The sequence below is a fragment of the Micromonospora sp. NPDC023814 genome (assembly GCF_040639595.1).
GTDB lineage: Bacteria > Actinomycetota > Actinomycetes > Mycobacteriales > Micromonosporaceae > Micromonospora.
This window is the reverse complement of record NZ_JBFAAF010000066.1, coordinates 19,242-41,581: the sequence shown is the minus strand read 5'-3', so window position 1 is coordinate 41,581 and position 22,340 is coordinate 19,242. Positions and strand designations below refer to the sequence as shown.

Genomic DNA, 22,340 nt, shown 5'->3' with positions numbered 1-22,340 from the left:
GGCGCGTTCCTGTCCATGCTCGTGCCGCTCGCGGTCTTCTTCGCCTTCCAGCGCTACTTCGTGCAGGGCGTCCTCGCCGGGTCAGGCAAGTAGCGAAAGGTGAATCACGGGGTGCGCGCCGGGCACGACGCAGGAGCCGCGCACCCCAGCACCCGGAACCCGAGACCGGGCCGGGACCGGAACCGGGGTGGGGCCCGACTCCGCCGACCCCACCCCGGGCACCGCCGTTCGGCGAATTCGTCGGCTGCCCGAAGTACGTCGGTCGCCCGAGGCGATCGGCCAGCCCCGCATCTCGTGCGTGCGACCTCGGTGGTGGTGCGCCTGGTGCCGGATCTGCCTCGCGGGCATGGCCGCCACCTACCGCAAAGGAGCCGGTGATGAGCCCGTCGGAACTGCTCAGTACCAGGGCGGAGGCACTTTTCGCCTCCACGCTCCAACCGTCGAAGGATCCGACGCCTGAACAGATCCGGCAGGCGGTGTTGTACAGCGTCAGCCGGCACCGGGCGGCCGGTTGCGCGGCACTCGTCGCGCAGGAGTACGGCGACCATCCGGTCGAGGCGGTCAGTCGCATGCGCTGGGCCGTGGCCGCCGTCCGAGCGGCGTACCAACTGGTCGGGCCGTCGGCCTGACCGCCGGCGTCCGGCGTCCGCGAGTACGGATCGAGGTTCAGGCTGGTCGGTGGGGGTAGTGGCGGCCGGCCAGCCAGATGGTGAGGCCCTTCATGGTGGTTGATCAGTCCATGGTCGGCCGGTCGGCCTGCTGCCTTCCGGCTGAGGACGTTTCTCCGGCGGCAGGCTCTGCGCTGTCGGCGATCTCTCGATGCCGTCAAGGACGGCGCCCGCGGACCAGCACCGGTCGCCGTCAGCTGTCCATACCCGTGCTGGATGTCCCGCTCTGCTACGCCGGGCTGGAGTTGCAGACGTCCACCGGCCTGGTCCGACTGCACGTTGAGTCGAGCGCGGTCATGCTCAGTGGCCAGCAGGTCGCCGTGCTGGCCGTCCTGATCACGGCGCGGGGGACGCCCCTCAGCCGGGAGGCGATCTGGGCCGCCATGCCGCGCGGGTATCGGCCGCCGACAGCTGCCCAGATCGGCGTGGTGATCGCCAACATCCGTAGGAAGATCGGTGCCGCACGCATTCTCACCGGGGCGGACGGCTGGTGGGTGCGGGATCCGATCGCGCCGGAACCGGTCGACGGCACCGACGTGCTGTCGTTCGGCAGTCTGCGACTCGATGTCGAGCATCGGTACGTGTTCGACGGGCCGGCTCGGTTCATCCGGCTCGGCCCGAAGAAGTTCGCCGTGCTGCGGGTGCTGGTCGAGGCGCGGGGAGTGCCGCGCAGCAGGAGTGGGATCTGGTCGTCGTTGCCGCCGCACGACCGGCCCGCAACGATCGCCGCGGTGGGCGTGCTCATCCACCACCTCCGGGAACGACTCGGGCCGGACCGGATCATCACAGGCGGGGGCGGCTGGCGGCTGGCCGGCCCGGCGAAGCCCCCGCCGCGCGGCGGAGTGGGCCGGCGTGCGATTGGAACGCACGACCAGCGAAACCTGGCTGGCCGGGCAGAATGCGCCCGTCAAGCTGAGCCCCCAGCAGGCCGAGGCGTTGCAGGTGCTGATCGATGCGCAGGGCGAGCCTCGTAGCGGCGCACAGGTCCGGGACGGGATGAGCGTCAGGGCGCGCCCGAAGAACGCCCTGGCGGTGGGCAGCGTCATCGCACGCCTGCGGCGCAAGATCGGCCGGGACCGGCTGGCCACTGGCAGGGCCGGCTGGTGGTTGACCGATCCGGCCCTCGCCCAGGTAGGAGGTGAGCGGAGGATACCGATGCGAGCCCAATGCGGATAGTGTCCTCGGCCGTACTGTCCGCTCGCCTGAAGGGTTCTGCCATGGCCTTTGGTCGTCGATGGCTGGTGCGAACTGCCGCCGCCGCGCTGCTCCTGCTTGCCGGGATGGCTATCCCCGCCGGTCCCGCCTCGGCGGCGGACCCGGGCGCGAGGTTCACGCTCGATCTGCCCGGTACGACGATTCCGCTGGGGGTCGAAAAGAAACGGGTCCACCTGCGACTCACCAATCTGACCGACCAGACCCCGAGAGAGATCATTTTCTACGTCCGCCCCTCCGAGTTGGACTGGTCGTACAAGGCCGCACTCATCTGGCCAGAGGGCGGTGGCTCCGGTGAGTGCGACGGCGACCACTCGGGCTGGTACTGCCGTATCGAATCGAGCCTGTTTCCGGAGCTGATGCCGGCACCCGGTGGGACGGTTGATCTGCCCATCGATATTCAGGTCTACGAAAAAAAGAAGCCCTACGAAGGCAGGTTCCACGTCGAGGCTGGCATGGCCTGGGGCGAGGACAAGATGCAACTCAGTGCCAGCAAATGGTTCACGCTCACGTTGGTCGACGATCCCGAAGCCGACCTGTCGGTGGTGGCGCCGGACGTGAAGCAGTCGGTGCGGGTCGGTGCGGACGGCCGGCTCGAATCCACCGGGACGTTGAACCCGGGCGAGACGGGCGCGGTGCGGTACCGGGTCGTCAACCAGGGCCGGAAGGCAGTCAGCGGCGTCAAGGCCACGCTGCACCTGCCCAAGGGTGTGACGTTCACCCGACCGCCGAAGGAGTGTGCGGTCGGCGACGACGGGCGGTCAGCGGTCTGTACCTACGACACGCTCGCGCTCGTACCGGTCGGCCAGGGCACCGACCCGAATGACAGCATCTACTCCGCCGTCGAGTTGCACAATCTGGTGACGGCGTCGGCCTCCGTCACGGCGCCCGTCACGTTGGCGGGCGGGACCGTGCGGGTCGAGGGCCTGACCGAGCGGACGGATGCCCGCTCCGGCCCGGAGCATGCCGTGCTTCCGGCGAACGCCGTCGCCGTACGGGCAGCCGATGTGGACGACAGCGACAACGGGGACGGGTTCGCCGTCGTGGTCGCCGCGAGCGGCAGTGGCGGGGACGGCGGCGATGACGGCGGCAGCGGTGGCGGCGGGGGTGATCTGCCGATCACCGGGCCGCAGTCCGGGCTGATCGCCGGAGCCGGTCTCGCCATGGTGGCGGGTGGCGGCATCATGTTGCTCCTCGCCCGGCGCCGCCGCGCGGTCCCGATGCGCGGGGACGAGACGCCCGCTGTCTGACCTGTCTTCCACCGGCCCGCGACGGCCGTTCACGTAGAGGGGCGGGATGGTTTCCCATCCCGCCCCTCGCTTTCCAGCAGGCACGTCGTGGCGTGTACGAGCACCACCGCATCTGACGCACCGCTACCACTCCGTCGTCTCGTAGACACGCTCAGGCGGTGTGGCTTCGCCGGATCGTCGGCCCAAGCCCAGGCGTTCTCCTGCGAGGCGGTTGCCGTACCGGTGCCACTCAGGAAGTTGTTAAGCTGGTGCTGCGCGGCGGAGACCGCGATGAGAGTGCGAGGGAGCGGACTGTGGTGACGGGGGACGACGACATCTCGGGGTGAGCGGCCCCGGCCGCCTGCTGCCGGCCTGCGCCGGTGCGGCGTGTCTCGTCGTAGACCTGTCTGCCCGACCGGGGCGTCTGTCGCGTCCCCGGCTCTCTTTCCGAGGGTGTCTCCCCGATGTCTGACGTCTGCATTGTTTGTACGAACCTGTCCTTTTCCTGGCCGGACGACACTCCGGTCTTCCGGGACCTGTCCTTCACTGTGCCGCCCGGCCGCACGGGCCTGGTCGCGCCGAACGGCGCCGGCAAGACGACCCTGCTCCGTCTGATCGCGGGCGACCTCATCCCGACCGGTGGCAGCGTGACAGTCGAGGGTGTGCTCGGCTACCTGCCGCAGGACCTGCCCCTGGCCGGTGACCTGACCGTCGCGGAGGTGCTCGGGGTCGACGCGGCCCTCGCGGCACTGCGCGCCATCGAGGCGGGTGACGCGGCGGAGGAGCACTTCACGGCCGTCGGGGACGACTGGGACGTGGAGGAGCGCAGCCGCACCGAACTCGACCGGCTGGGCCTCGGTGACGTGGGGTTGGACCGCCGTCTGCGCACTCTCAGCGGCGGGCAGGTGGTGTCGCTCGGCCTGGCGGCGCAGCTGCTCAGGCGCCCGGACGTGCTGCTGCTCGACGAGCCGACCAACAACCTCGACATCGACGCGCGGCACCGGCTGTACGAGGTGCTGGAGGGCTGGTCCGGGTGTCTGCTGGTGGTCAGCCACGACCGGGTCCTGTTGGACCGGATGGACCGCGTCGCCGAACTCGACCGTGGTGAGGTTCGCCTGTTCGGCGGGAACTTCACCGCGTACGAGGAGGCGTCGCGCGTGGCACGCGAGGCGGCGGAGCGGACCGTGCGTAGCGCCGAGCAGGACGTGAAGCGGGAGAAGCGGGAGATGCAGCAGGCCCGGGAGCGGGCCGACCGGCGGGCCAGCAACGCCGCCCGCAACCTCGGCAACGCCGGTCTGGCCCGCATCGTCGCCGGTGGGCTCAAGCGCAGCGCCCAGGAGTCGGCCGGCCGGGCACAGCAGGCACACGCCAACCGGGTCAGCGAGGCCCAGACCCGGCTCGACGAGGCCAGTCGGACGCTGCGCGACGACCAGGCCCTGACCCTGGACCTGCCCGACACCACCGTTCCCGCCGGCCGCACCGTGTTCACCGGCGAGCGTATGCAGGTCTACCACGGCGACCGGGCCGTCTTCGCCGGCGACGGCGCCGACCTGACCATCCGGGGACCGGAGCGGATCGCGCTGACCGGCCCCAACGGCGCCGGGAAGTCCACCCTGCTGCGTCTGTTGCAGGGTGAACTCCACCCCGACGCCGGGCAGGTGCACCGCGCCGCAGGCCGCGTCGCGTACCTGTCGCAACGCCTGGACCTGCTGGATCTCGACCGGACGGTCGCGGAGAACTTCGCCGCGTACGCCCCCGACCGGCCGCAGGCCGAACGGATGAACCTGCTCGCCCGGTTCCTGTTCCGCGGCGCCCGAGCCCACCTCCCCGCCGGCGTGCTCTCCGGCGGCGAACGGCTGCGCGCCACCCTCGCCTGCGTCCTCTACGCCCAGCCGGCACCCCACCTGCTGCTGCTCGACGAACCCACCAACAACCTCGACCTGGTCAGCGTGGGCCAACTGGGTAGCGCCCTCACCGCCTACCGGGGTGCGTTCGTGGTGGTCAGCCACGACGAACGGTTCCTCACCGACATCGGTGTGCAGCGGTGGCTCCGCCTCGATGGCGGCCACCTGCGCGAGATCCCCGCACCCGACCGCGCCTGACCGCCGACTCCGCCCGGCTCCGGGCCACGGGCCGTGCCGGCCCGTGGCCCGGAGCACCCCGAAGGTGACCCTCCATGCCCGAAGCACTGCTCGCTCACGACCTCGTCCACACCCTCGGCAGCCGTCGCGTGCTGGACGGGGTCTCCCTCACCGCGGCCCCCGGCCGCCGGATCGGCCTGATCGGCGAGAACGGCACCGGCAAGTCCACCCTGCTCCGCCTGCTCGCCGGTGCGGACGAACCGGACGCCGGCACCGTCGTTCGCCCACCGGACCTCGGATACCTGCCGCAGGAAGCCCCCTACGACCCGACCGCGACCGTGGCGGACGTGCGCGACGACGCCCTGCGCGAGGCCCGTGCCGTCCTCACCGACCTCGATCGGCTCGCCGACCAGCTCGCCCGCACCGCTGACGACACACCCGACCACGAACGGCTGCTCGCCGAGTACGGCGATCTGCTCGACCGCGCCCAGGACATCGACGCCTGGGGTGCCGAGCGACGTGCCGGCATGGTCCTCGCGGCACTCGGTCTCGGCGACGTGGCACCGGAGCGGGCGCTCGCCGCGCTCTCCGGCGGCCAGCGCGGCCGGCTGGCGCTCGCCGCCCTGCTCGTCCGCCGGCCCTCGGCGCTGCTGCTCGACGAGCCCACCAACCACCTCGACGACGTCGCGGCGGCCTTTCTCGAGCAGCAGTTGTGCGACCTGCCCGGAGCCGTCATCGTAGCCAGCCACGACCGGGCCTTCCTCGACGCGGTCTGCACCGACCTGATCGACCTCGACCCCGCTGTCGCCGGCCCGGTCCGCTTCGGCGGCACCTACCGCGACTATCTGGCTCACCGGCGCAACGAGCGGGAGCGCTGGCAGCGACGCCACGCCGAGCAGCAGGAGGAACTGGCCGAGCTACGCCGGCAGCTCGAGGTGACCGCGCACGAGGTCGCGCCGGGCCGGGACCGGCGCGACAACGAGAAGATGGGATACGGCCACACCGCCGGCAGGGTGCAGAACCAGATCGCCCGACGGGTACGCGCCGCCGGCCGCCGGCTCGACGACCTCGAACGTACCGCCGTCGCGTCACCACCCGAACCGCTGCGGTTCCGCGCCACCGCGCTCGCCACCGCCACCGCCGACGGGACCATCGTCAGCCTGCGTCACGTGCGGATACCCGGCCGACTCACCCTCGACCGTCTCGACCTCGCCGCCACCGACCGGCTGCTGGTCACCGGCGCCAACGGTGCGGGCAAGTCCACGCTCCTCGCCGTCCTCGCCGGCCGGCTGGACCCGGCCGGTCACGTCCGGCGCCGCCCCGACCTGCGCATCGGCGTACTGACCCAGGACACGGTGTTCGACCGGCCCGAGCGCACCGCCGAGGAGATCTACGCCGACGTCCTGGGCCAGGTGCGCGCCGACGCCGTACCGCTGGACGACCTCGGCCTGCTCACCGCCGCCGACGCGCGCCGGCCGGTCGGCGAGCTGTCGGTCGGCCAGCGACGCCGGCTCGCCCTGGCCCTGTTGGTGGCCGACCCACCCGACCTGCTGCTGCTCGACGAGCCCACCAACCACCTCTCGCCCCGACTCTGCGACGAGCTGGAGGACGCCCTCGGCGGCAGCCCCGGCGCCGTCGTGGTCGCCAGCCACGACCGGTGGTTGCGCTCCAGGTGGCACGGACGCGAGATCCAGCTACGCGGCACCTGAACGGGTGCCTGCCACGGCCTGCACAGCGAACGCGGGTGAGCGTCGAAGAATTCGATGCTCACCCCGCAAAGCATTCGGGCTGTTCATGCTGGCTGATCCCCGATAGGGTCCCCGCCATCGTCTCAGGCAGGAGGTTTCCGGTGGTCAGGAAGCGTGCGCTTCGCGTTGTCGTCGGTCTCGCCGCACTCTCGCTCGCCGTCGCCGGCTGCGGACGTTCGACCAGCGGTCAGACGCCGCAGGCCGGTGGTTCCGCCTCGGTCGCCGCCGACGCCAAGGCTGCCGACCTGGTCCCGGCCGCCATCAAGGAGAAGGGCGTGCTCCGGGTCGCCACCGCCGAGGGCTACCCGCCGATGGAGATGTACAAGGAGGGGACCCAGGAGCTGACCGGCGTCGACCCGGACCTGGCGGCGGCGATCGCCGGGCGGCTCGGCCTGAAGCTGGAGATGACCAACGCCAGCTTTCCCGGCCTGATCCCGGGCCTGCAGGCCGACCGCTGGGACCTGGCGATGTCCTCGATGAGCGACACCGAGGAGCGCCGTAAGGCCGTCGACTTCGTCGACTACTTCCAGGCCGGCGGCGCGATCATGGTGGCGAAGGGCAACCCGGCCGGGGTGAAGGACCTGGCGGACCTGTGCGGCCGGGCCGTGGTGCTCGCCAAGGGCAGCTCCAACCTCGCCATCGGGGAGAAGCAGAACGCCTCGTGCGCCAAGAAGATGACCATCTCGCAGAGCGAGGACGCCCCGACCGGCCTGCTGCAGATCGACGCCGGGCGCGCGGTGGCCACCATCGTCGACTACCCGGTGGCCAAGATGCTCGCCGGACAGAGCGGCAAGTACGAGGTACTGGAGGCCCAGTACGAGGCCGGCCCGTGGGGCATCGCGATCGACAAGAAGGACAGCCAGCTGCGGGACGCCGTCCAGCGGGCACTCCAGGAGCTGATCGAGACGGGCGAGTACGCCAAGATCCTCGAGAAGTGGGGCGTGCAGGGCAGCGGTGTGCAGACCGCGACGGTCAACGACCAGAAGTGAGCACACCGGTGGATGCGACCGTCAAGGGCCCGGCTTCGGCCGGGCCCGCCAGCCCGGAGGTGAACCGGATCAGCCACCCGCTGCGACCGGGGCGCTGGCTGGCCGCCGGGGCGACCGTCCTGATCCTGGCCTGGCTGGCCTGGACCATCGCGATCAACCCGAACCTGCACTGGGACATCGTCGTCGAGTACCAGTTCGACCGGGTCATCCTGGAAGGGCTCTGGGTCACCGTCCAGCTCACGGCCGCCTCCATGGCGATCGGCGTGGTGCTCGGCGTCATCGTGGCCCTGATGCAGGTCTCCGACAGCCGTACCCTGCGCGCCGGCGCCATGGCATACGTCTGGTTCTTCCGCGGCACGCCGCTGCTGGTGCAGCTGATCTTCTGGTTCAACATCGCGCTGATCTTCCCCGAGATCGGGCTGGGCGTGCCGTTCGGCGGCCCGAAGTTGGTGACCTGGGAGACGAACACCCTGGTCACCGGATTCGTCGCGGCGCTGCTCGGGCTGAGCATCAACGAGGGCGCCTACATGAGCGAGATCGTCCGGGCCGGCCTGCGCTCGGTCGACCCCGGCCAGCAGGAGGCCGCGGCGGCGTTGGGCATGTCGCGCACGAAGATCATGAAGCGGGTGGTGCTGCCCCAGGCGATGCGGATCATCGTCCCGCCGACCGGCAACCAGTTCATCTCCATGCTGAAGACCACCTCGCTCGTCTCGGTGATCGCCGGCGCCGACCTGCTCACCGTCGCCCAACGGCTCTACCTGACCAACTTCGAGGTGGTCGCCCTGCTGATCGTCGCGTCCATCTGGTACCTGGTCCTGACCACCGTCGCCAGCATCGGCCAGTACTACCTGGAACGCCGGTTCAGCCGTGGCTTCGGCGCCACCGCTGCGGGCACCCTGCGCGGGCGGATCACCCGCAACCTGCGCTTCACGGGGAGCGCGCCATGACCCCGCCGATGGTGCAGTGCCGGTCCCTGCGCAAGAGCTTCGGCCGCGTGGAGGTGCTGCGCGGCATCGACCTGACCATCGAACGCGGCCGGGTGGTCTGCGTGGTCGGCCCGTCCGGATCCGGCAAATCCACCCTGCTGCGCTGCCTCAACCACCTCGAGGAGCCGCAGGCGGGTCGGGTCTACGTCGACGGGGAGCTGATCGGGTACGAGGAGCGCGGCGGCCGGCTGCGACCGCTGCCGGACGCGCGACTGCGCCGGCAGCGCGAGTCGATCGGCATGGTCTTCCAGCGCTTCCACCTGTTCCCGCACCGCACGGCCCTGGAGAACGTGATGGAGGGCCTGGTCGCGGTGAAGGGCGTCCGGGCGGCCGACGCGCGACGGCGCGCCGCCGACCTGCTCGACCGGGTCGGCCTGGCCGACCGCGCCCACCACTACCCGGCACAGCTCTCCGGCGGTCAGCAGCAGCGGGTGGCCATCGCGCGGTCCCTGGCCATGTCGCCGAAGCTGATGCTCTTCGACGAGCCGACCTCGGCGCTCGACCCGGAACTGGTCGGCGAGGTGCTGGAGGTGATGAAGGACCTCGCGGCGAGCGGGATGACCATGATCGTGGTGACCCACGAGATGGGCTTTGCCCGGGAGGTCGGCGACCACCTCGTCTTCATGGACGAGGGCCTGATCGTCGAGCAGGGGCCACCCCGCGAGGTGCTCGCCGCGGCGCGGCACGACCGTACCCGCGCCTTCCTGTCCAAGGTGCTCTGATGACGCGGTTGGGCCTGCTGGTCACCGGCGGGGACGTGATCGACGGCAGCGGCTCGCCGGCCCGCCCCGCCGACGTGGGCGTCCGGGACGGGCGGATCGTGCTGCTGCCGCCGGGCAGTCGCACGCCCGCCAGCGAGGTCATCGACGCGAGCGGGCTGGCCGTCACGCCGGGCTTCATCGACGTGCACACCCACTCCGACCTGCTCGCCGGCGACGACGCGCAGCGGGAGGTGCTGCGCCGGGCGCCGCTGGTCCAGGGCGTCACCACGGAGATCTGCGGCAACTGCGGGATCAGCCCCTTCCCGGTCCCACCCGAACGCGCCGGGCCGGTGCGGGAGCTGCTCGCCGCGACCTTCGGTCCGCCCGCCTCGGCGTACGCGTCGTTCGCCGAGTTCGCCGACGCGCAGGGCGTGGCCCGGCGCAACCACCTCGCCGCCCTCGTCGGACACGGAACGTTGCGCGCCGCGGTGGTCGGCTTCGCCCAACGGCGGGCCACGCCCGAGGAGACCCGGCGGATGTGCCGGCTGCTCGACGAGGCGCTCGCCGCGGGCGCGGCCGGCCTGTCGACCGGCCTGATCTACTCCCCGGGCGTCAACGCCGGCACCGACGAGGTCATCGCGCTGGCCCGGGTAGCGGCGGCGCACGGCAAGCCGTACGTGACGCACCTCCGTGACGAGATGTCCCAGGTCGAGTCGGCCCTCGAAGAGGCCGTCGAGATCGCCACCGCGGCCGGGGCGGCGCTGCAGGTCTCGCACCACAAGACGGCCGGGCGGCGCGCCTGGGGCGCCACCGTCCGCACCCTCGCCCGGCTCGAACGGGCGCGCGCCGAGGGACTCGACGTCACCTGCGACGTCTACCCGTACACCGCGGGCAGCACCGCCCTGCACGCGATGCTGCCGCCGTGGCTGATCGCCGACGGGGTGCCCGCGATGCTCACCGCCGTCGCCGATCCGACGGTCCGCGACCGGATCCGGACCGACCTGGTCGCCGGGGTGCCGGGCTGGGAGAACACCGTGGGAAACGGCGGCTGGGACCTGATCCGGGTCGCCTCCGCCTCGCGCAACACCGACGCCCAGGGGCAGACGATCGCCGAGCTGGCCGCCGTGCGTGGCGTCGACCCGGTCGACTACGCCTGCGACCTGCTGGCCGCCGAACGCGGCGACGTCACCATCCTCAGCCACTCGATGCACGAGGACGACGTACGCCGGGTGCTGGCCAGCCGGCTGACCATGCTCTGCTCGGACGGCGTACCGAAGGGGGGCCGCCCGCACCCGCGGTGGGCGGGCAGCTTCGCCCGGGTCCTCGGCCACTACGTTCGTGACGTGGGACTGCTGGAGCTGGCGGAGGCGGTGCACAAGATGACGGCGATGCCCGCCCGCCGCTTCGGCCTGCCAGACCGGGGGCTGCTCGCCGACGGGTACCACGCCGACCTGGTGGTCCTCGACCCGCAGCGGGTCGCCGACGGCGCCACGTACGACGATCCGCTGGCGCCTCCGCACGGCGTGCGGTGCGTGGTGGTCGGTGGCCGGATCGTGGTGGACGGCGGCGAGGTCACCGACGCGCGGCCGGGCCGGGTGTTGGCCGTGCCGGACCGGCAGCCCGCCCGGCCGGGGCCGCGATGAGGCCGGCGGTGCGGGTCGGGGCGATGGTGCGCCGGCTGGACGACGGCCGCACGGTCTCCGCCGAACCGGATCTTGCCCTGCCGCTGGCCAGCGTCGGCAAGGTGCTGCTCCTCGCCGAGGTGGCCCGGCGGCTCGCCGACGCCACGCTCGCGCCGGACCAGCCGGTGGAGCTGCTCGACGCCGACCGGGAGGTCGGCGGCACCGGACTGCTCGGCCGGCTGTCCCCTCGGCGATGGACGGTCGCCGACCTGGCCATGGCGGTCGCCGCGGTCAGCGACAATGCCGCCACCAACGCCCTGCTGCGGCTGGTGACCCTGGAGGCCGTGCAGGAGCTGGCCCGCCGTGCCGGGCTGCGGGACACCACCGTGCACGACCGGATCCGGGCCGAGCGCGGCCCCGACGTGCCGCGGACCTTCGCCACCGGCACCGCCCACGAGCTCTGCGCCTTCCTCGCGGACGTGGCGACGGGGACCTGGCAGAGCCCGCAGGCGTGCCGGCTGCTGCGCGGCTGGCTCGCCGGCAACACCGACCGCACGATGGTCGCCGACTCCGTCGACCACGACCCGTGGTCGAGCGACGGCGTCCGGGTGGCGAACAAGACCGGCACCGACACCGGGGTACGCGCCGACACCGGGATCGTGTCCGGCCGGCACACCGTCGTCTACGCCGTGATCGCCGCGTTCGAGCCCGGGGCCGAGCGGGAGGCCGTGGCCGAGCTGCGGCGCTGGGGCGCGGCGGTCGACCGGCTCGCCGGAGCCCACCGCGCGGACAGCTCCTGACTGAGCGTCGCCGCCGCGCCGGCCAGCCGCTCGACGAAGCTGCCGACCACCGGATTGGGGTTGCCGGGGCGCAGCGCCACGCCGATCTCCCGGTGCAGATTCGCGTGGGCGAGCTGCCGCACCGCCACCCCGCCGGGATCGCCCAGGCCGAGCGACGGCACGAGCGCCACCCCGACACCGGCCCGCACCAGGCCCAGCACCACCTCGTAGTGGTCGCTGCGGCAGCGGACCCGGGGCGGGAAGCCCTCGGCCCGCGCCGCCAGCTCCAGCACCGAGACCTCACCCTGCACGCCGAGGGTGGTGATCCACGGGTCGGCGGCAAGGTCTGCGAGCCGCAGCCGCCGCCGCCCGGCGAGCGGGTGGTCGGCGGGGAGCACCACCAGTTGCGGGTCCACCATCAGCGGCTGGACCTTCGTGTGCGGCGACTCCTGCGCCGGGCTCAGCGGATGGTCGAAGACCACCACCAGGTCCAGCTCACCCTGGTGCAGCCGGGGCAGCAGTTCGTGCGGCTGCCCCAGGATCAGCGCCAGCTCCACCTGCGGATGTTCGCGGGTGAAGCTCGACAGGGCGCGCGGCAGCAGCTCGGTGCCGGCGGTGGCGAAGAAGCCGATCCGCAGCATTCCCTGGCGGCCCTTGCCGTGCGTGGCCAGTTCGTCCCGGGCGGCCGACATCAGATCGACGATCTGCTGCGCGTAGTCCGCCAGGCGCTGGCCCGCGGTGGTCAGCCGCAGGCTGCGCGGCCCCCGCTCCACCAGCGCCACCCCGGCCTCCTGCTCGAGGGTGGCGAGCTGGTGGGAGACCGCGGACGGACTCAGCCGAAGCTGCTCCGCGGCGGCGACGATGGTGCCGTGGCGGGCGATCTCGAGGACGACCTGCAGGCGTGCGGTGTTGAACATCGGCGGGCTGCCTTCCCCTGCTCAAGGGCGGTGCGGTCAACCGCCGACCGCCGCCCGGCCCACACTGTCGCACGCCGCCCACGCCTGCTCCACGCCGACCGACGGCACCGCCGACCTGCCGAGACCACAGATCAGTCAAGTGCGGCTGTCGTTGATGTGGACCTGCGGGTGGCCGTGTGCCGGCAGCCCAGCCCAAGCCGCCCCTGGGAGGATGGACCGGTGGACGGTGATCTGTCTGTGGCGGTGGCAGGCCTTCAGGAGGCGTTCGCCCGGTATCCGCGCAGGGCGATGCTCGAAGGCTGCCCGCATTGCCGAGGGCCGGTGCCGGTCGACGATCACGACCTGTTCTCTTTGACCATCAGCCTCGGCAACACGGTCGGCAGCCGTGACGACCTGAAGAGTCTGCTGCCCCTGCTGTTGGAGCGCATGGCCAGCTCCACCGAACTCGACCCGGCGATCGTATTGGGCAAGCTGCCTCGCGAGCAGTGGCGCACCTGGCCCGAAGCCGAGCAGGGCGCTGTCGACGGCTACCTGGATGCGGTGTGGCGCTCGTTGCTGGCGACGTACCCGTCGCAGGTCGGTTCGTTTCTCGACCCGGCCACCTTCCTGGACGCGGTCGTGGCCGGCGGGGAGAGCGTCGAGCGGTTCCTCGATGTCTGGGACGTCACGCTCAGTTCGGCGGCGGATCGCCACCTGGCTGTCACGGTGAACGGACTCGACTTCGCGGACAGGAGGTCGGCGGCGCTTGCCGCCTGGCTGCGCCGCGAGTCGGTCCGCGACCGGCTGTTTCGGGCGTTCGAGCGTGACCACGCCATGTCCTGGGGTGACGACCTGGCGTGGGCCTACGACCTCGTCCGTATGTGACGACACACCATTCCAGATCCAGGTCCAGCGCGGGTGCCGGCTCTCGCGTCCCGCCACGTCGCCGACGGGGCATTATGGCCGGTCGCCCCTCCGTCCACACTGGTCGGACGGTCCGGGGCCGGATGCGTTCGGGGTCGGATTCCGTCCACCCAGATCTGGTCTACGCCGGACAATGTCGATATCGTTACCGGCCAATTGGACGGCCGATGATCATTCGTCGTCAGCTGACCTCCCCAAGCCCCGAGAACAGGAGGACGCGCTCGTGGCCTCACCCGCCGATTCAACGGTCGCCGGCGACGACGTCGAGCCGCAGCGGCCCATTCCGCGGTTTCTCACCGAGTTCACGCCCACCCGGTGGCGCCGTCGGCTGAGCCCCTTTTCGCGCGTACCGAAGCACTCCAAGATGGGCGAGACCTGGCACGTGGCGGCGAAGACCGCCCCGGACGAGCTGGTCATCGTCGACCGCCCGCCGGACATCGACCCCGCCGGAGCCGAAGCCCGCACCTACACCCAGTGGGCGGAACTCGTCGATCGCGCCGCGGCCTGGCTGCACAAGGCGGGCGTGCGCCCGTGGGACCGGGTGGCGATCCTCAAGCAGAACCACCTGGACATCGTCATTCTCGGCTGCGCCATCGCCCGGATCGGCGCCATTCCCTGCATGTTCTCCGGCTCCTACGGACCGGAGGCGATGATCCCGATGCTGGAGCGGCTGGAACGGCCGTTCCTGTTGACCGACCAGAAGCACCTCGACAAGTGCGGCATCACCCCGGAGGTGGTGGCGGAGCTCACCGTACGGACGATCAGCGTCGACGCGGTGGCGGACCGGCCGGACGTGCTGCACCTGGACGACTTCAAGGACGCGCCGCCGGTCCAGCCCAACATGCGTGAGTTCAAGGAGCCGGTGGTCATCACCCACACCTCCGGCACCACCGGCATACCGAAGCTCGTCATGCACTCCGCCGAGTCCATCTACGCGATGGCGATCGTGGAGACCGAGCGGTGGCCCAGGTTCGGGCTCCGGCGCAGCGACACGGTGGCGTTCTGCGACCCTTACACGCACGAGCGGCTCACCACCATGCAGTTGGCGATGGCCGCGGTCGGCCCGCGGGTGCTCTACCTGTCCGACCCGCTTTCGCCGAGGGTCCGGGAACTGCTGGCCGAGCACAAGCCGACGCTGGTGGAGGCGCTGCCGAACATCTATCTCGCCTGGGAGCCGCTGGCCCGCGACCCCGCCGGCCTGTTCAGCAACGTGCGCGAGTACGTCAACTCGTTCGACGCCATCCACACCCGTACGATCCGCACCTTCATGGCCGCCACCAAGCGCCGGTTCCCGATCTGGGTCCAGTCCTGGAGCCAGAGCGAGAACGGCGCGCTGTGCATCCGGCCGTTCTTCCGCTTCGTGGTACGCCGCAGGGGGCACCGGCCGCCGCCGACGCAGTTGATCGGCTGGCCCATCCCGTTCCACGCCAAGATGCGGGCGGTGGACCCGGAGACCGGCAAGGAGGTCCCGCGCGGCCAGGTCGGCCTGATCGAGATCGACCAGCCGGGACGGTGCCTCGCCTACGTCGGCGAGCAGGACCGGCACGACCTCAAGTGCAACGGCAGGTGGTGGAACACCGGCGACCTCGCGGTCATCAACAAGTGGGGTGCCGTGCGGATCGTGGACCGGGAGATCGACCGGATCCCCGGCGGCAGCGCGATCGAGTTCGAGGACCTCATCCTCGACCGGATCGACTACACCACCGAGGTCGTCATCCTCCCGGTCGCCGGTGACCTGCCGGTACCCGTGGTCAGCACTGCGGACGACGTTCCGCTGGACAAGGCCGACTGGGAGCGGGCGGTCGCCGACCTGAGTCCAATGGCCCCGCCGATCCAGATAAAGTGGGACGAGTTCCCGCGAACCGGCACGTGGAAGATCCGCCGGGTCGCGCTCCGGGAGAAGCTGCTCTCCGGTGCCCAGGCGATCGGCATCGGGCGCTGGAACTGACCGTCGTCATCCTCTGATCAGCCCGACGCGGCGCCGGTCCTGACTGTGCCGGCGCCGCGTCGTTCTCCCGAGCACCGCGGTCGAGCGAAGGGTTACTGCCATGTTGGATCTCCTCGGCCGGCTCGCGCACCGGGCGCGCTGGTGGGTGATCGCCGGCGCCGCGGTGTTCCTGGTCGCCGCCGGCAGCTGGGGCGCCGGCGCGTTCGGCGACCTGGCCGTCGGCGGGTTCACCTACGCGGCGAGCGAGAGCTCCCGCGCCGACGAGGTCGAACGGAAGGCGCTCGGCCGTAACGACGCGGACGTCGTCGTGCTGTTCGGCAGCGACCGCTGGACGGTGGAGGACCCCGCGTACGCCGACGCCGCCCGGCGCGTGCTGGACGGGCTGCCGGCGCACCGCGTCGAGGGCGTGACCGACTACTGGCGGGCCAAGGTTCCCGCCCTCGTCAGCACCGACCGGCACGAGACGTTCGCGGCGGTGCAGATCGCCGGTGCCACCGAGAACGAACGCCTCACCAACTACCTGGCCATCAAGGACAGCCTGACCAGCCCGGATCTCGACGTCACCGTCGGCGGGCCGCTGGCGCTGGTCGACGACGTCAACAGCCAGAGCAAGGCGGACCTGACCCGCGCCGAGGCGCTGGCGTTGCCGATCCTGTTCCTGCTGCTGGTGCTCATCTTCCGTAACCTGCTGGCGGCGCTGCTGCCGGTCGCGGTCGGGGTGCTGGCGATCGTGGGCTCGTTGGCCGGCCTGCGGCTGCTGGCGCAGTTCACCGAGGTCTCGATCTTCGCGGTCAACGTGGTCACGCTGCTCGGTCTCGGGCTGGCCGTCGACTACGGTCTGTTCATGGTCAGCCGGTTCCGGGAGGAACTCGGCGCGGGCCACCCCGTCCCGGCGGCGTTGCGGCGGACCATGGTCACCGCGGGCCGCACGATCGTCGTCTCCGCGGTGACCGTCGCGCTCGCGTTGGCCAGCCTGGCCGTCTTCCCGCAGGTGTTCCTCCGCTCCATCGCCGTCGGCGGGGTCGCCGCGGTGCTGCTGGCAGGGTTCTTCGCGCTGACCGTGATGGCGGCGATGCTGTCCCTGTTCGGGCCGCGGCTGCGGGAGCGTCGCCGCAGGCCGGTCGACACCGACCCGAACTCCGGCGCGTGGGCGCGGATCGCGCGGACGGTGATGCGCCGACCCGTACTGGTCGGCGGCGCGGTCATCGCCGTGCTGGTGGTTCTCGGTCTGCCGTTCCTGCGCATCTCCTACGGCTGGCTCGACACCCGGGTGCTGCCCGCCTCGGCGGAGAGCCGGCAGGTCCAGGACGCCATCGAGCGGTCGTTCCCGGACAGCGTCACCCGGCCGGTCGAAGCCATCGTCACCCTGGACGGCCCGGTGACCGGTCCTCCCGGCCGGGAGGAGATCGTCGCGTACGTGGAGCGGGTGACCGCGCTGCCGGGCGTACGGCAGGCGGACGTCAGCGGTCTGGCCGGCGACACCGCGCGGGTCACCGTCCGGTTCGACGCGGAACCGATCTCCGAGCAGGGACGGGAGCTGGTCGACGCGGTGCGCGGCGTCGAACCGCCGCCCTCCGGCACGGTGCTGGTCGGCGGCGACGCCGCCGGGTTCGCCGACCTGATGGACATGCTCGCGCAGCGGCTGCCGTGGATGGCGCTGCTCGTCGTGGTCACCACGTTCGTGCTGTTGTTCCTGTCCTTCGGCTCGCTGGTGCTGCCGGTCAAGGCGATCCTGATGAACGTGCTGAGCCTGACCGCGGCGTTCGGCGCGGTGGTGTGGGTCTTCCAGGACGGCCACCTCGCCGGGCTGCTGCGGTTCACCTCCACCGGCAACATCGACGTGGTGCAACCCATCCTGATCTTCGCCGTCGCGTTCGGCCTGTCGATGGACTACGAGGTGTTCCTGCTCTCGCGCATCCGCGAGCACTACGACCTCAGCGGTGACAACACCGAGGCCGTCGCGGTCGGGTTGCAGCGGTCCGGCCGGATCATCACCAGCGCGGCCCTGCTGCTGGTGGTGGTGATCGTGTCGTTCGCGACCGCGAGCGTGCTGGTCGTGAAGATCATCGGTATCGGGCTCGCCCTCGCCGTCGTCGTCGACGCCACCATCGTCCGGGCGCTGTTGATGCCGGCCACGATGCGGCTGCTCGGCCGGCTCAACTGGTGGGTGCCCGGGCCGCTGCGACCGCTCTACAGCCGGTGGGGGATCCGCGAGGAGAGCAGCCACCTGGACGCGGAACGCACGGCCGCGTAAAGCCGCTCCGCCGCGGTGCCCGCTGGGGAGTCCCCGCCGTGCCAGCCCGTCGTGAGGCGCGCCCGTGGCCTGGGGCCGCCCCAGGCCACGCCGATGGCGGGTTAGTAGATCAACGCCCGGCCGAGGCCCATGTCGGTGAGGCGGGTGGAGTGCACGATGCTCGTGACCTCGACAGCCTTCTGGATGCGTTCCTCCGGCGTGGTGTCGACCAGCCGCCGCCCGTCCCACACCTCGTAGTCACCGATGGCGGCCAGGTGCGCGGCGATGCCTTCCTGGAACCAGTTCTCCCAGCGGGTGAGCTGGTCGGACACCGGCAACTGCTCCCACAGCCGCATGCCGTCGCGGATGAGTTCGACGAGGCGTTCCTTCTCGTCGGGGTGCCGCTGCACGTGCTCGCGGATGATCGACGTGCCGACGGCCAGGTGGCGCACCTCGTCGATGGCGGCGCCCTTCTCCATGTTCGCCATCCGCGGGTCGATCGGTCGCCACTTGCGCTCGCTGAGCTCGAACGACGGGGCGAGGAACCCTTCGACCAGGATCGTCAGCAGCACCACACCGCCGACGAAGTCCTGCTGCTCGCGCACGATCGGCATGCCGTACTCCTCCAACGGGTCGAGGATGGTCGCCTTGTCGTGCGCGGTCTGCTCGGCGATGACGGCGGCGACGTCGTGCTCGTCGATGCCGAGGTTCCGCAGGTGGTTCCGGAAGATCATCGCGTGCCGGGTCTCGTCCATCAGCTGGGTGGCGTAGAACTCGGCGGTCGTGGAGTCCGGCGCGCACGCCACGATGTGACCGATCGCGCGGGCCGCCCGCTCCTCGGCCAGCGCGCGGAACGCGACCTCCTGGATCAGTGCGTCCCGCAGCGGGCCCGGCTCGTGCAGGAAGTCCGGGGTCACCAGCTCCGGCGAGTAGCCCACGATGTTTCCGCGCAGCGTGCGCTGCGGGACGTTGGCGAACCAGTACCGCAGGTCGCAGTCGCGTGCGGTCAGCCGGATGCCCTCCGCGCCGTCGAACAGGGCGGACGCCTGGTCCCAGTCGGCGGCGTCGGCCGCCGTCATCCCCGACCGCTCGTCGGTGCGGGGGGCCGCGGGCTGGGGACTGTAGGTGACCACCGGCTGCGGGCGCGGGCCGGGCACGGTGACCGGTGCCGCGTCGGCGGATCGAGGAGGGGCCGGGGTCGGGGCCGGCTCGATCGTGAGGCCGGGCGCGGGTGCACCGGCCGGCGGGACCACGGACGGCGGCACCGGCGCCGCCGGCGGCTGCGCGGCAGGTGCCTGCGGCGCCGCTGGCGGCTGCGCGGCAGGTGCCTGCGGCGCCGCCGGTGGCTGCGCGGCCGGCGCCGGGGCGCTGTCGTTCATGATGAACGGGCGGGTGCCGTCGAGGTAGTCGACCAGCGGCGACGCGACGCTGGCCCGCGACGGCGGGTGGAACGCGACGCACTGACAGGCCGCGACCAGGTAGGCCACCTCGGGGGAGCGGATGAACGACATGCCTCCGAGCATCTCGACCGCCTGGCGGGCGGCGTCGGTGATGGCGTCCTGCGTGCCGTAGCGGGCCATCAGGACACGGGCCAGCGCGTCGTTGTCCGTCTCGCCGGCCTGCATGGCGCGGGCCGCGCCCTCCAGCAGCTGCGTCGCCGTCTCCAGCCGGGTGCCCAGCGCGGCGCGGTCGGTGACCGCGCCGCGCCCGGCGGCCAACGCGCGTTCGACGAGCGCGCTGGCCATGCCCAGGTACGACGCGGTGATGAGCAGCTCGAACCAGATGAACCCGACGGTCTGCAGGTCGTCGAGCATCCCGTCCGGGCCGTTCTCGGTCGGGATGACCAGTTCCTCCTCGATGAACACGTCGGTCAGCCGGACCTCGTCGCTCTCCGCGCCGGCGAGCACGCTGCTGCCCCAGAACGGGTGCCGGGTGATGCCGCGCAGCGTGGCCGGCATGAGCAGGAAGGCGGTCTGCTGGCCGCCACCCGGTGCGGGCACCGCCACGCTGGCCGTCAGCAGGTCCATCGAGTGGCTCAGGCTGCACGGTTTCTTCGACCCGTTGATCCGGTAGCCGCCGTCCACCGGCGTCGCCGTCATTGAGGGGGAGAGGATCCCCTGGGCCGGGCGGCCCTCGGCGAAGCCCGAGGAGACCAGCAGGTTGCGGCTGGTGATCGCCTCCAGCAGGGCCCACTCCATGCCCGAGTTCTTGATGCTCTCGGCGAAGGTGAACAGCGTCGCCACGGAGAAGTGGTGCATCGTGGTCGCGACCGCCAGTGACGGTGCGTGGGCGCCGATCGCGCGGGTGACCCGTACCGCGTCCAACGGGGACGCGCCGAGCCCGCCGTAGTCCTTCGGGATCACCAGGCTCGGGCCGCCGCTGGCCCGGAACACCGGCAGCGTGCCGCCACCGGAGGCCTCCCGCTGCTCGAACGGGACCGTCGACAACCCGTCGAGCAGCCCCGGCAGGTACGACTCGCAGAGGGCACGGGCCTGATCAAGGGATCGCACAGAATTCCTCCGGAGGCGGACGGTCAACGAGGGATGAGCGAGCGGGCCGCCGCGCGGCGCAGCTTGCCCGACGGGGTCTTCGGAAGGCTGCCCGGAGGCAGCACCACGACCTCCGCCGGACGGGCGTCGACGTCGGCGAGGACCCGGTTGGCGATCGCGTCGGACAGCGCCCTCTCGGCGGCCGGGTCACCGACCAGGCGTGACTCGACCAGCACCGCGAAGGACTCCCGCGCCACCCCGTCGCCGGCCATCAGTCGTACCGCCGCGACGTTGCCGTCCCGGACGCCGTCGACGCCGGCGGCCGCGCGCTCGATGTCGGTGGGATAGATGTTGCGACCGCCCATGATGACGACGTCCTTGCGGCGGCCGCAGACCACGATCTGACCGTCGACCAGGTAGCCCTCGTCGCCGATGTCCAACCAGCCGTCGTCGTCCAGGGCCGGGGCCGGACCGTCCTCGGTGAGGTAGCTCCGGGTAACCGAGTCACCGCGCAGCTGCAACCGGCCGACCTCACGGTCGCCCAGCTCGGCGCCGGAGTCGTCGACGACCCGCACGGTCACGCTCGGGTGGGCGGCGCCGAGCATGGGCAGCCGGCGCACGGCGGTCGGGTGGTCGTCGCCCGCCGGTACCGCCCGCCGGTTCTTCTCCAGCTCCAAGGCGTCGACGGTGTCGAGGAGCATCGGATCCGACAGCGCCGACAGCGAGATGACCAGGGCGCTCTCCGCCGCGCCGTAGCAGCAGTTCACCGCCTCCGGCCGCAGGCCGAACCGGGCGCCGGCCGCGACGAACGCCTCCACCGTCGACGGGTCGATCGGCTCCGCGCCGTTGCACAGGGCCTTCAACCGGGACAGGTCGAGCGAACCGGCGTCGGCGCGGGCGAGCTGCCGGGTCAGGATCGCGTACGCGAAGTTCGGCGCGGCGGTGATCGTGCCGCCGTACCGGCTCATCAGTTCCGCCCACACCATCGGACGGCCGAGGAACTCCGCGGGCGTGACCATGACCAGGTCGATGCCGGTGAACATGGGCAGCAGCAGGCAGCCGACCATGCCCATGTCGTGGAACAGCGGCAGCCAGCTGACCAGCACGTCGTTGTCGCCGCACTCGAGGTGGGCCGCGGTGTCGACGAGGTTGGCGTGGATGTTGCGGTGGGTGATTCGCACCGCCTTCGGCTCGGCGGTCGAGCCGCTGGTCAACTGGAGCAGCGCGGTGTCGTCCTCGGCGGCGGGCACGACGGTGAACTCCCGGTCGTTGTCCAGGTCGCCGATCATCCGGTGGGGGACGCCCTGCTCACGCAGCACGCCGGCCATCGCCTCGAACGGGGCACCCACCAGCACCAGACGCGCGTCGATCATGCGCAGGACACGCAGCGTGTCGTCGCGCCAGACGGACAGGTCGGTCCGCGGGGTCGGCTGGTGCAGCATGGTCACGCTGCCACCGGCCAGCCACGTCCCCTGGGCGACCCGCGCGACCTCCCCCGGGTCACCGGCCAGGACCGCGACGGCCTGGCGGGGAGCCAGGCCGCCCGCGACCAGTGCCGCCGCCGTACGCCGGGCCGCCTCGTGCAACTGCCCCCAGCCGCGCCGCACCGGGTTCGCGGGGGCGCCGGTGACCATGCCGCCCGGCGACCGCCCGGCGGTGCCGACGACGCCGTCGACGAAACGGCTCACCTCGATCTCGCCTGAATCATGCGGGACAGCGTAGACAGGGCGATCGACAAAGACCATAGATCCTTTGTGGAGTCCGTACGGGCGATTGTGTTGGCCGCCGTGACCGATGGAGGATGATCGCTGCCCGGTGGGTGACCGCGGCACCGA

The 22,340-nt window shown here is 71.8% G+C and carries 16 protein-coding genes; 13 read left to right on the top strand and 3 right to left on the bottom strand.

The genetic code is table 11. The features are described from left to right. Positions 1-377: 377 nt before the first annotated feature. From AB0G14_RS27530 to AB0G14_RS27485, 10 genes are all read left to right on the top strand, one after another. Entirely contained in the window at positions 378-629 is a 252-nt protein-coding gene (locus AB0G14_RS27530; RefSeq protein ID WP_357702224.1) for a hypothetical protein, read from the top strand. A gap of 92 nt (positions 630-721) precedes the next feature. Then, positions 722-1,642: a helix-turn-helix domain-containing protein gene (locus AB0G14_RS27525; protein ID WP_357702222.1), complete on the top strand. Its 921-nt coding sequence runs from the start codon at positions 722-724 to the stop codon at positions 1,640-1,642. Between the two features lie 243 nt (positions 1,643-1,885). Further along, the gene (locus AB0G14_RS27520) at positions 1,886-3,130 is read left to right on the top strand and encodes a hypothetical protein (protein ID WP_357702220.1); all 1,245 of its coding nucleotides are present in this window, start codon (positions 1,886-1,888) and stop codon (positions 3,128-3,130) included. 443 nt (positions 3,131-3,573) lie between these two features. After that, on the top strand, positions 3,574-5,211 hold the full coding sequence (gene abc-f / locus AB0G14_RS27515) for a ribosomal protection-like ABC-F family protein (protein ID WP_357702218.1): 1,638 nt from the start codon (positions 3,574-3,576) through the stop codon (positions 5,209-5,211). A 74-nt stretch (positions 5,212-5,285) separates the two neighbouring features. Further along, on the top strand, positions 5,286-6,899 hold the full coding sequence (locus AB0G14_RS27510; RefSeq protein ID WP_357702216.1) for an ABC-F family ATP-binding cassette domain-containing protein: 1,614 nt from the start codon (positions 5,286-5,288) through the stop codon (positions 6,897-6,899). A gap of 140 nt (positions 6,900-7,039) precedes the next feature. Beyond that, positions 7,040-7,927: an ABC transporter substrate-binding protein gene (locus AB0G14_RS27505; protein ID WP_357702214.1), complete on the top strand. Its 888-nt coding sequence runs from the start codon at positions 7,040-7,042 to the stop codon at positions 7,925-7,927. Beyond that, the gene (locus AB0G14_RS27500; protein WP_357702212.1) at positions 7,924-8,874 is read left to right on the top strand and encodes an amino acid ABC transporter permease; all 951 of its coding nucleotides are present in this window, start codon (positions 7,924-7,926) and stop codon (positions 8,872-8,874) included. The genes AB0G14_RS27505 and AB0G14_RS27500 overlap by 4 nt, the downstream gene beginning before the upstream one ends. Next, positions 8,871-9,635: an amino acid ABC transporter ATP-binding protein gene (locus tag AB0G14_RS27495; RefSeq protein ID WP_357702210.1), complete on the top strand. Its 765-nt coding sequence runs from the start codon at positions 8,871-8,873 to the stop codon at positions 9,633-9,635. The genes AB0G14_RS27500 and AB0G14_RS27495 overlap by 4 nt, the downstream gene beginning before the upstream one ends. Next, positions 9,635-11,257: a D-aminoacylase gene (locus AB0G14_RS27490; RefSeq protein ID WP_357702208.1), complete on the top strand. Its 1,623-nt coding sequence runs from the start codon at positions 9,635-9,637 to the stop codon at positions 11,255-11,257. The genes AB0G14_RS27495 and AB0G14_RS27490 overlap by 1 nt, the downstream gene beginning before the upstream one ends. Before the next feature lie 8 nt (positions 11,258-11,265). Beyond that, positions 11,266-12,036 (top strand): serine hydrolase, encoded by a 771-nt coding sequence (locus tag AB0G14_RS27485; protein WP_357702206.1) that lies wholly within the window; start codon positions 11,266-11,268, stop codon positions 12,034-12,036. Here the strand turns inward: AB0G14_RS27485 and AB0G14_RS27480 are convergent. Then, positions 11,919-12,932: a LysR substrate-binding domain-containing protein gene (locus AB0G14_RS27480; RefSeq protein ID WP_357702204.1), complete on the bottom strand. Its 1,014-nt coding sequence runs from the start codon at positions 12,930-12,932 to the stop codon at positions 11,919-11,921. The two genes, AB0G14_RS27485 and AB0G14_RS27480, sit on opposite strands and share 118 nt — an antisense overlap. A 219-nt stretch (positions 12,933-13,151) precedes the next feature. Here AB0G14_RS27480 and AB0G14_RS27475 point away from each other — a divergent pair, with 219 nt between their 5' ends. The 3 genes from AB0G14_RS27475 (at position 13,152) to AB0G14_RS27465 (ending at position 18,037) form a co-directional block, all read left to right on the top strand. After that, a complete protein-coding gene (locus tag AB0G14_RS27475; protein WP_357702202.1) occupies positions 13,152-13,796 on the top strand; it encodes a hypothetical protein in 645 nt (214 codons plus the stop codon). A gap of 403 nt (positions 13,797-14,199) precedes the next feature. Next, positions 14,200-15,783 (top strand): class I adenylate-forming enzyme family protein, encoded by a 1,584-nt coding sequence (locus AB0G14_RS27470; RefSeq protein ID WP_357702200.1) that lies wholly within the window; start codon positions 14,200-14,202, stop codon positions 15,781-15,783. A 100-nt stretch (positions 15,784-15,883) separates the two neighbouring features. Beyond that, positions 15,884-18,037, top strand: coding sequence for an MMPL family transporter (locus AB0G14_RS27465; RefSeq protein WP_357702198.1), 2,154 nt, complete (start codon positions 15,884-15,886; stop codon positions 18,035-18,037). A 101-nt stretch (positions 18,038-18,138) separates the two neighbouring features. Here AB0G14_RS27465 and AB0G14_RS27460 read toward each other — a convergent pair whose 3' ends face one another. Continuing rightward, complete coding sequence (locus AB0G14_RS27460; protein ID WP_357702196.1) at positions 18,139-20,526, bottom strand: hypothetical protein; 2,388 nt, start codon at positions 20,524-20,526, stop codon at positions 18,139-18,141. Positions 20,527-20,549: 23 nt separating this feature from the next. Then, positions 20,550-22,193 carry a fatty acyl-AMP ligase gene (locus tag AB0G14_RS27455; protein ID WP_357702194.1) on the bottom strand — a complete coding sequence of 548 codons (1,644 nt, stop codon included), beginning with the start codon at positions 22,191-22,193 and terminating at the stop codon, positions 20,550-20,552. Positions 22,194-22,340 lie beyond the last annotated feature (147 nt).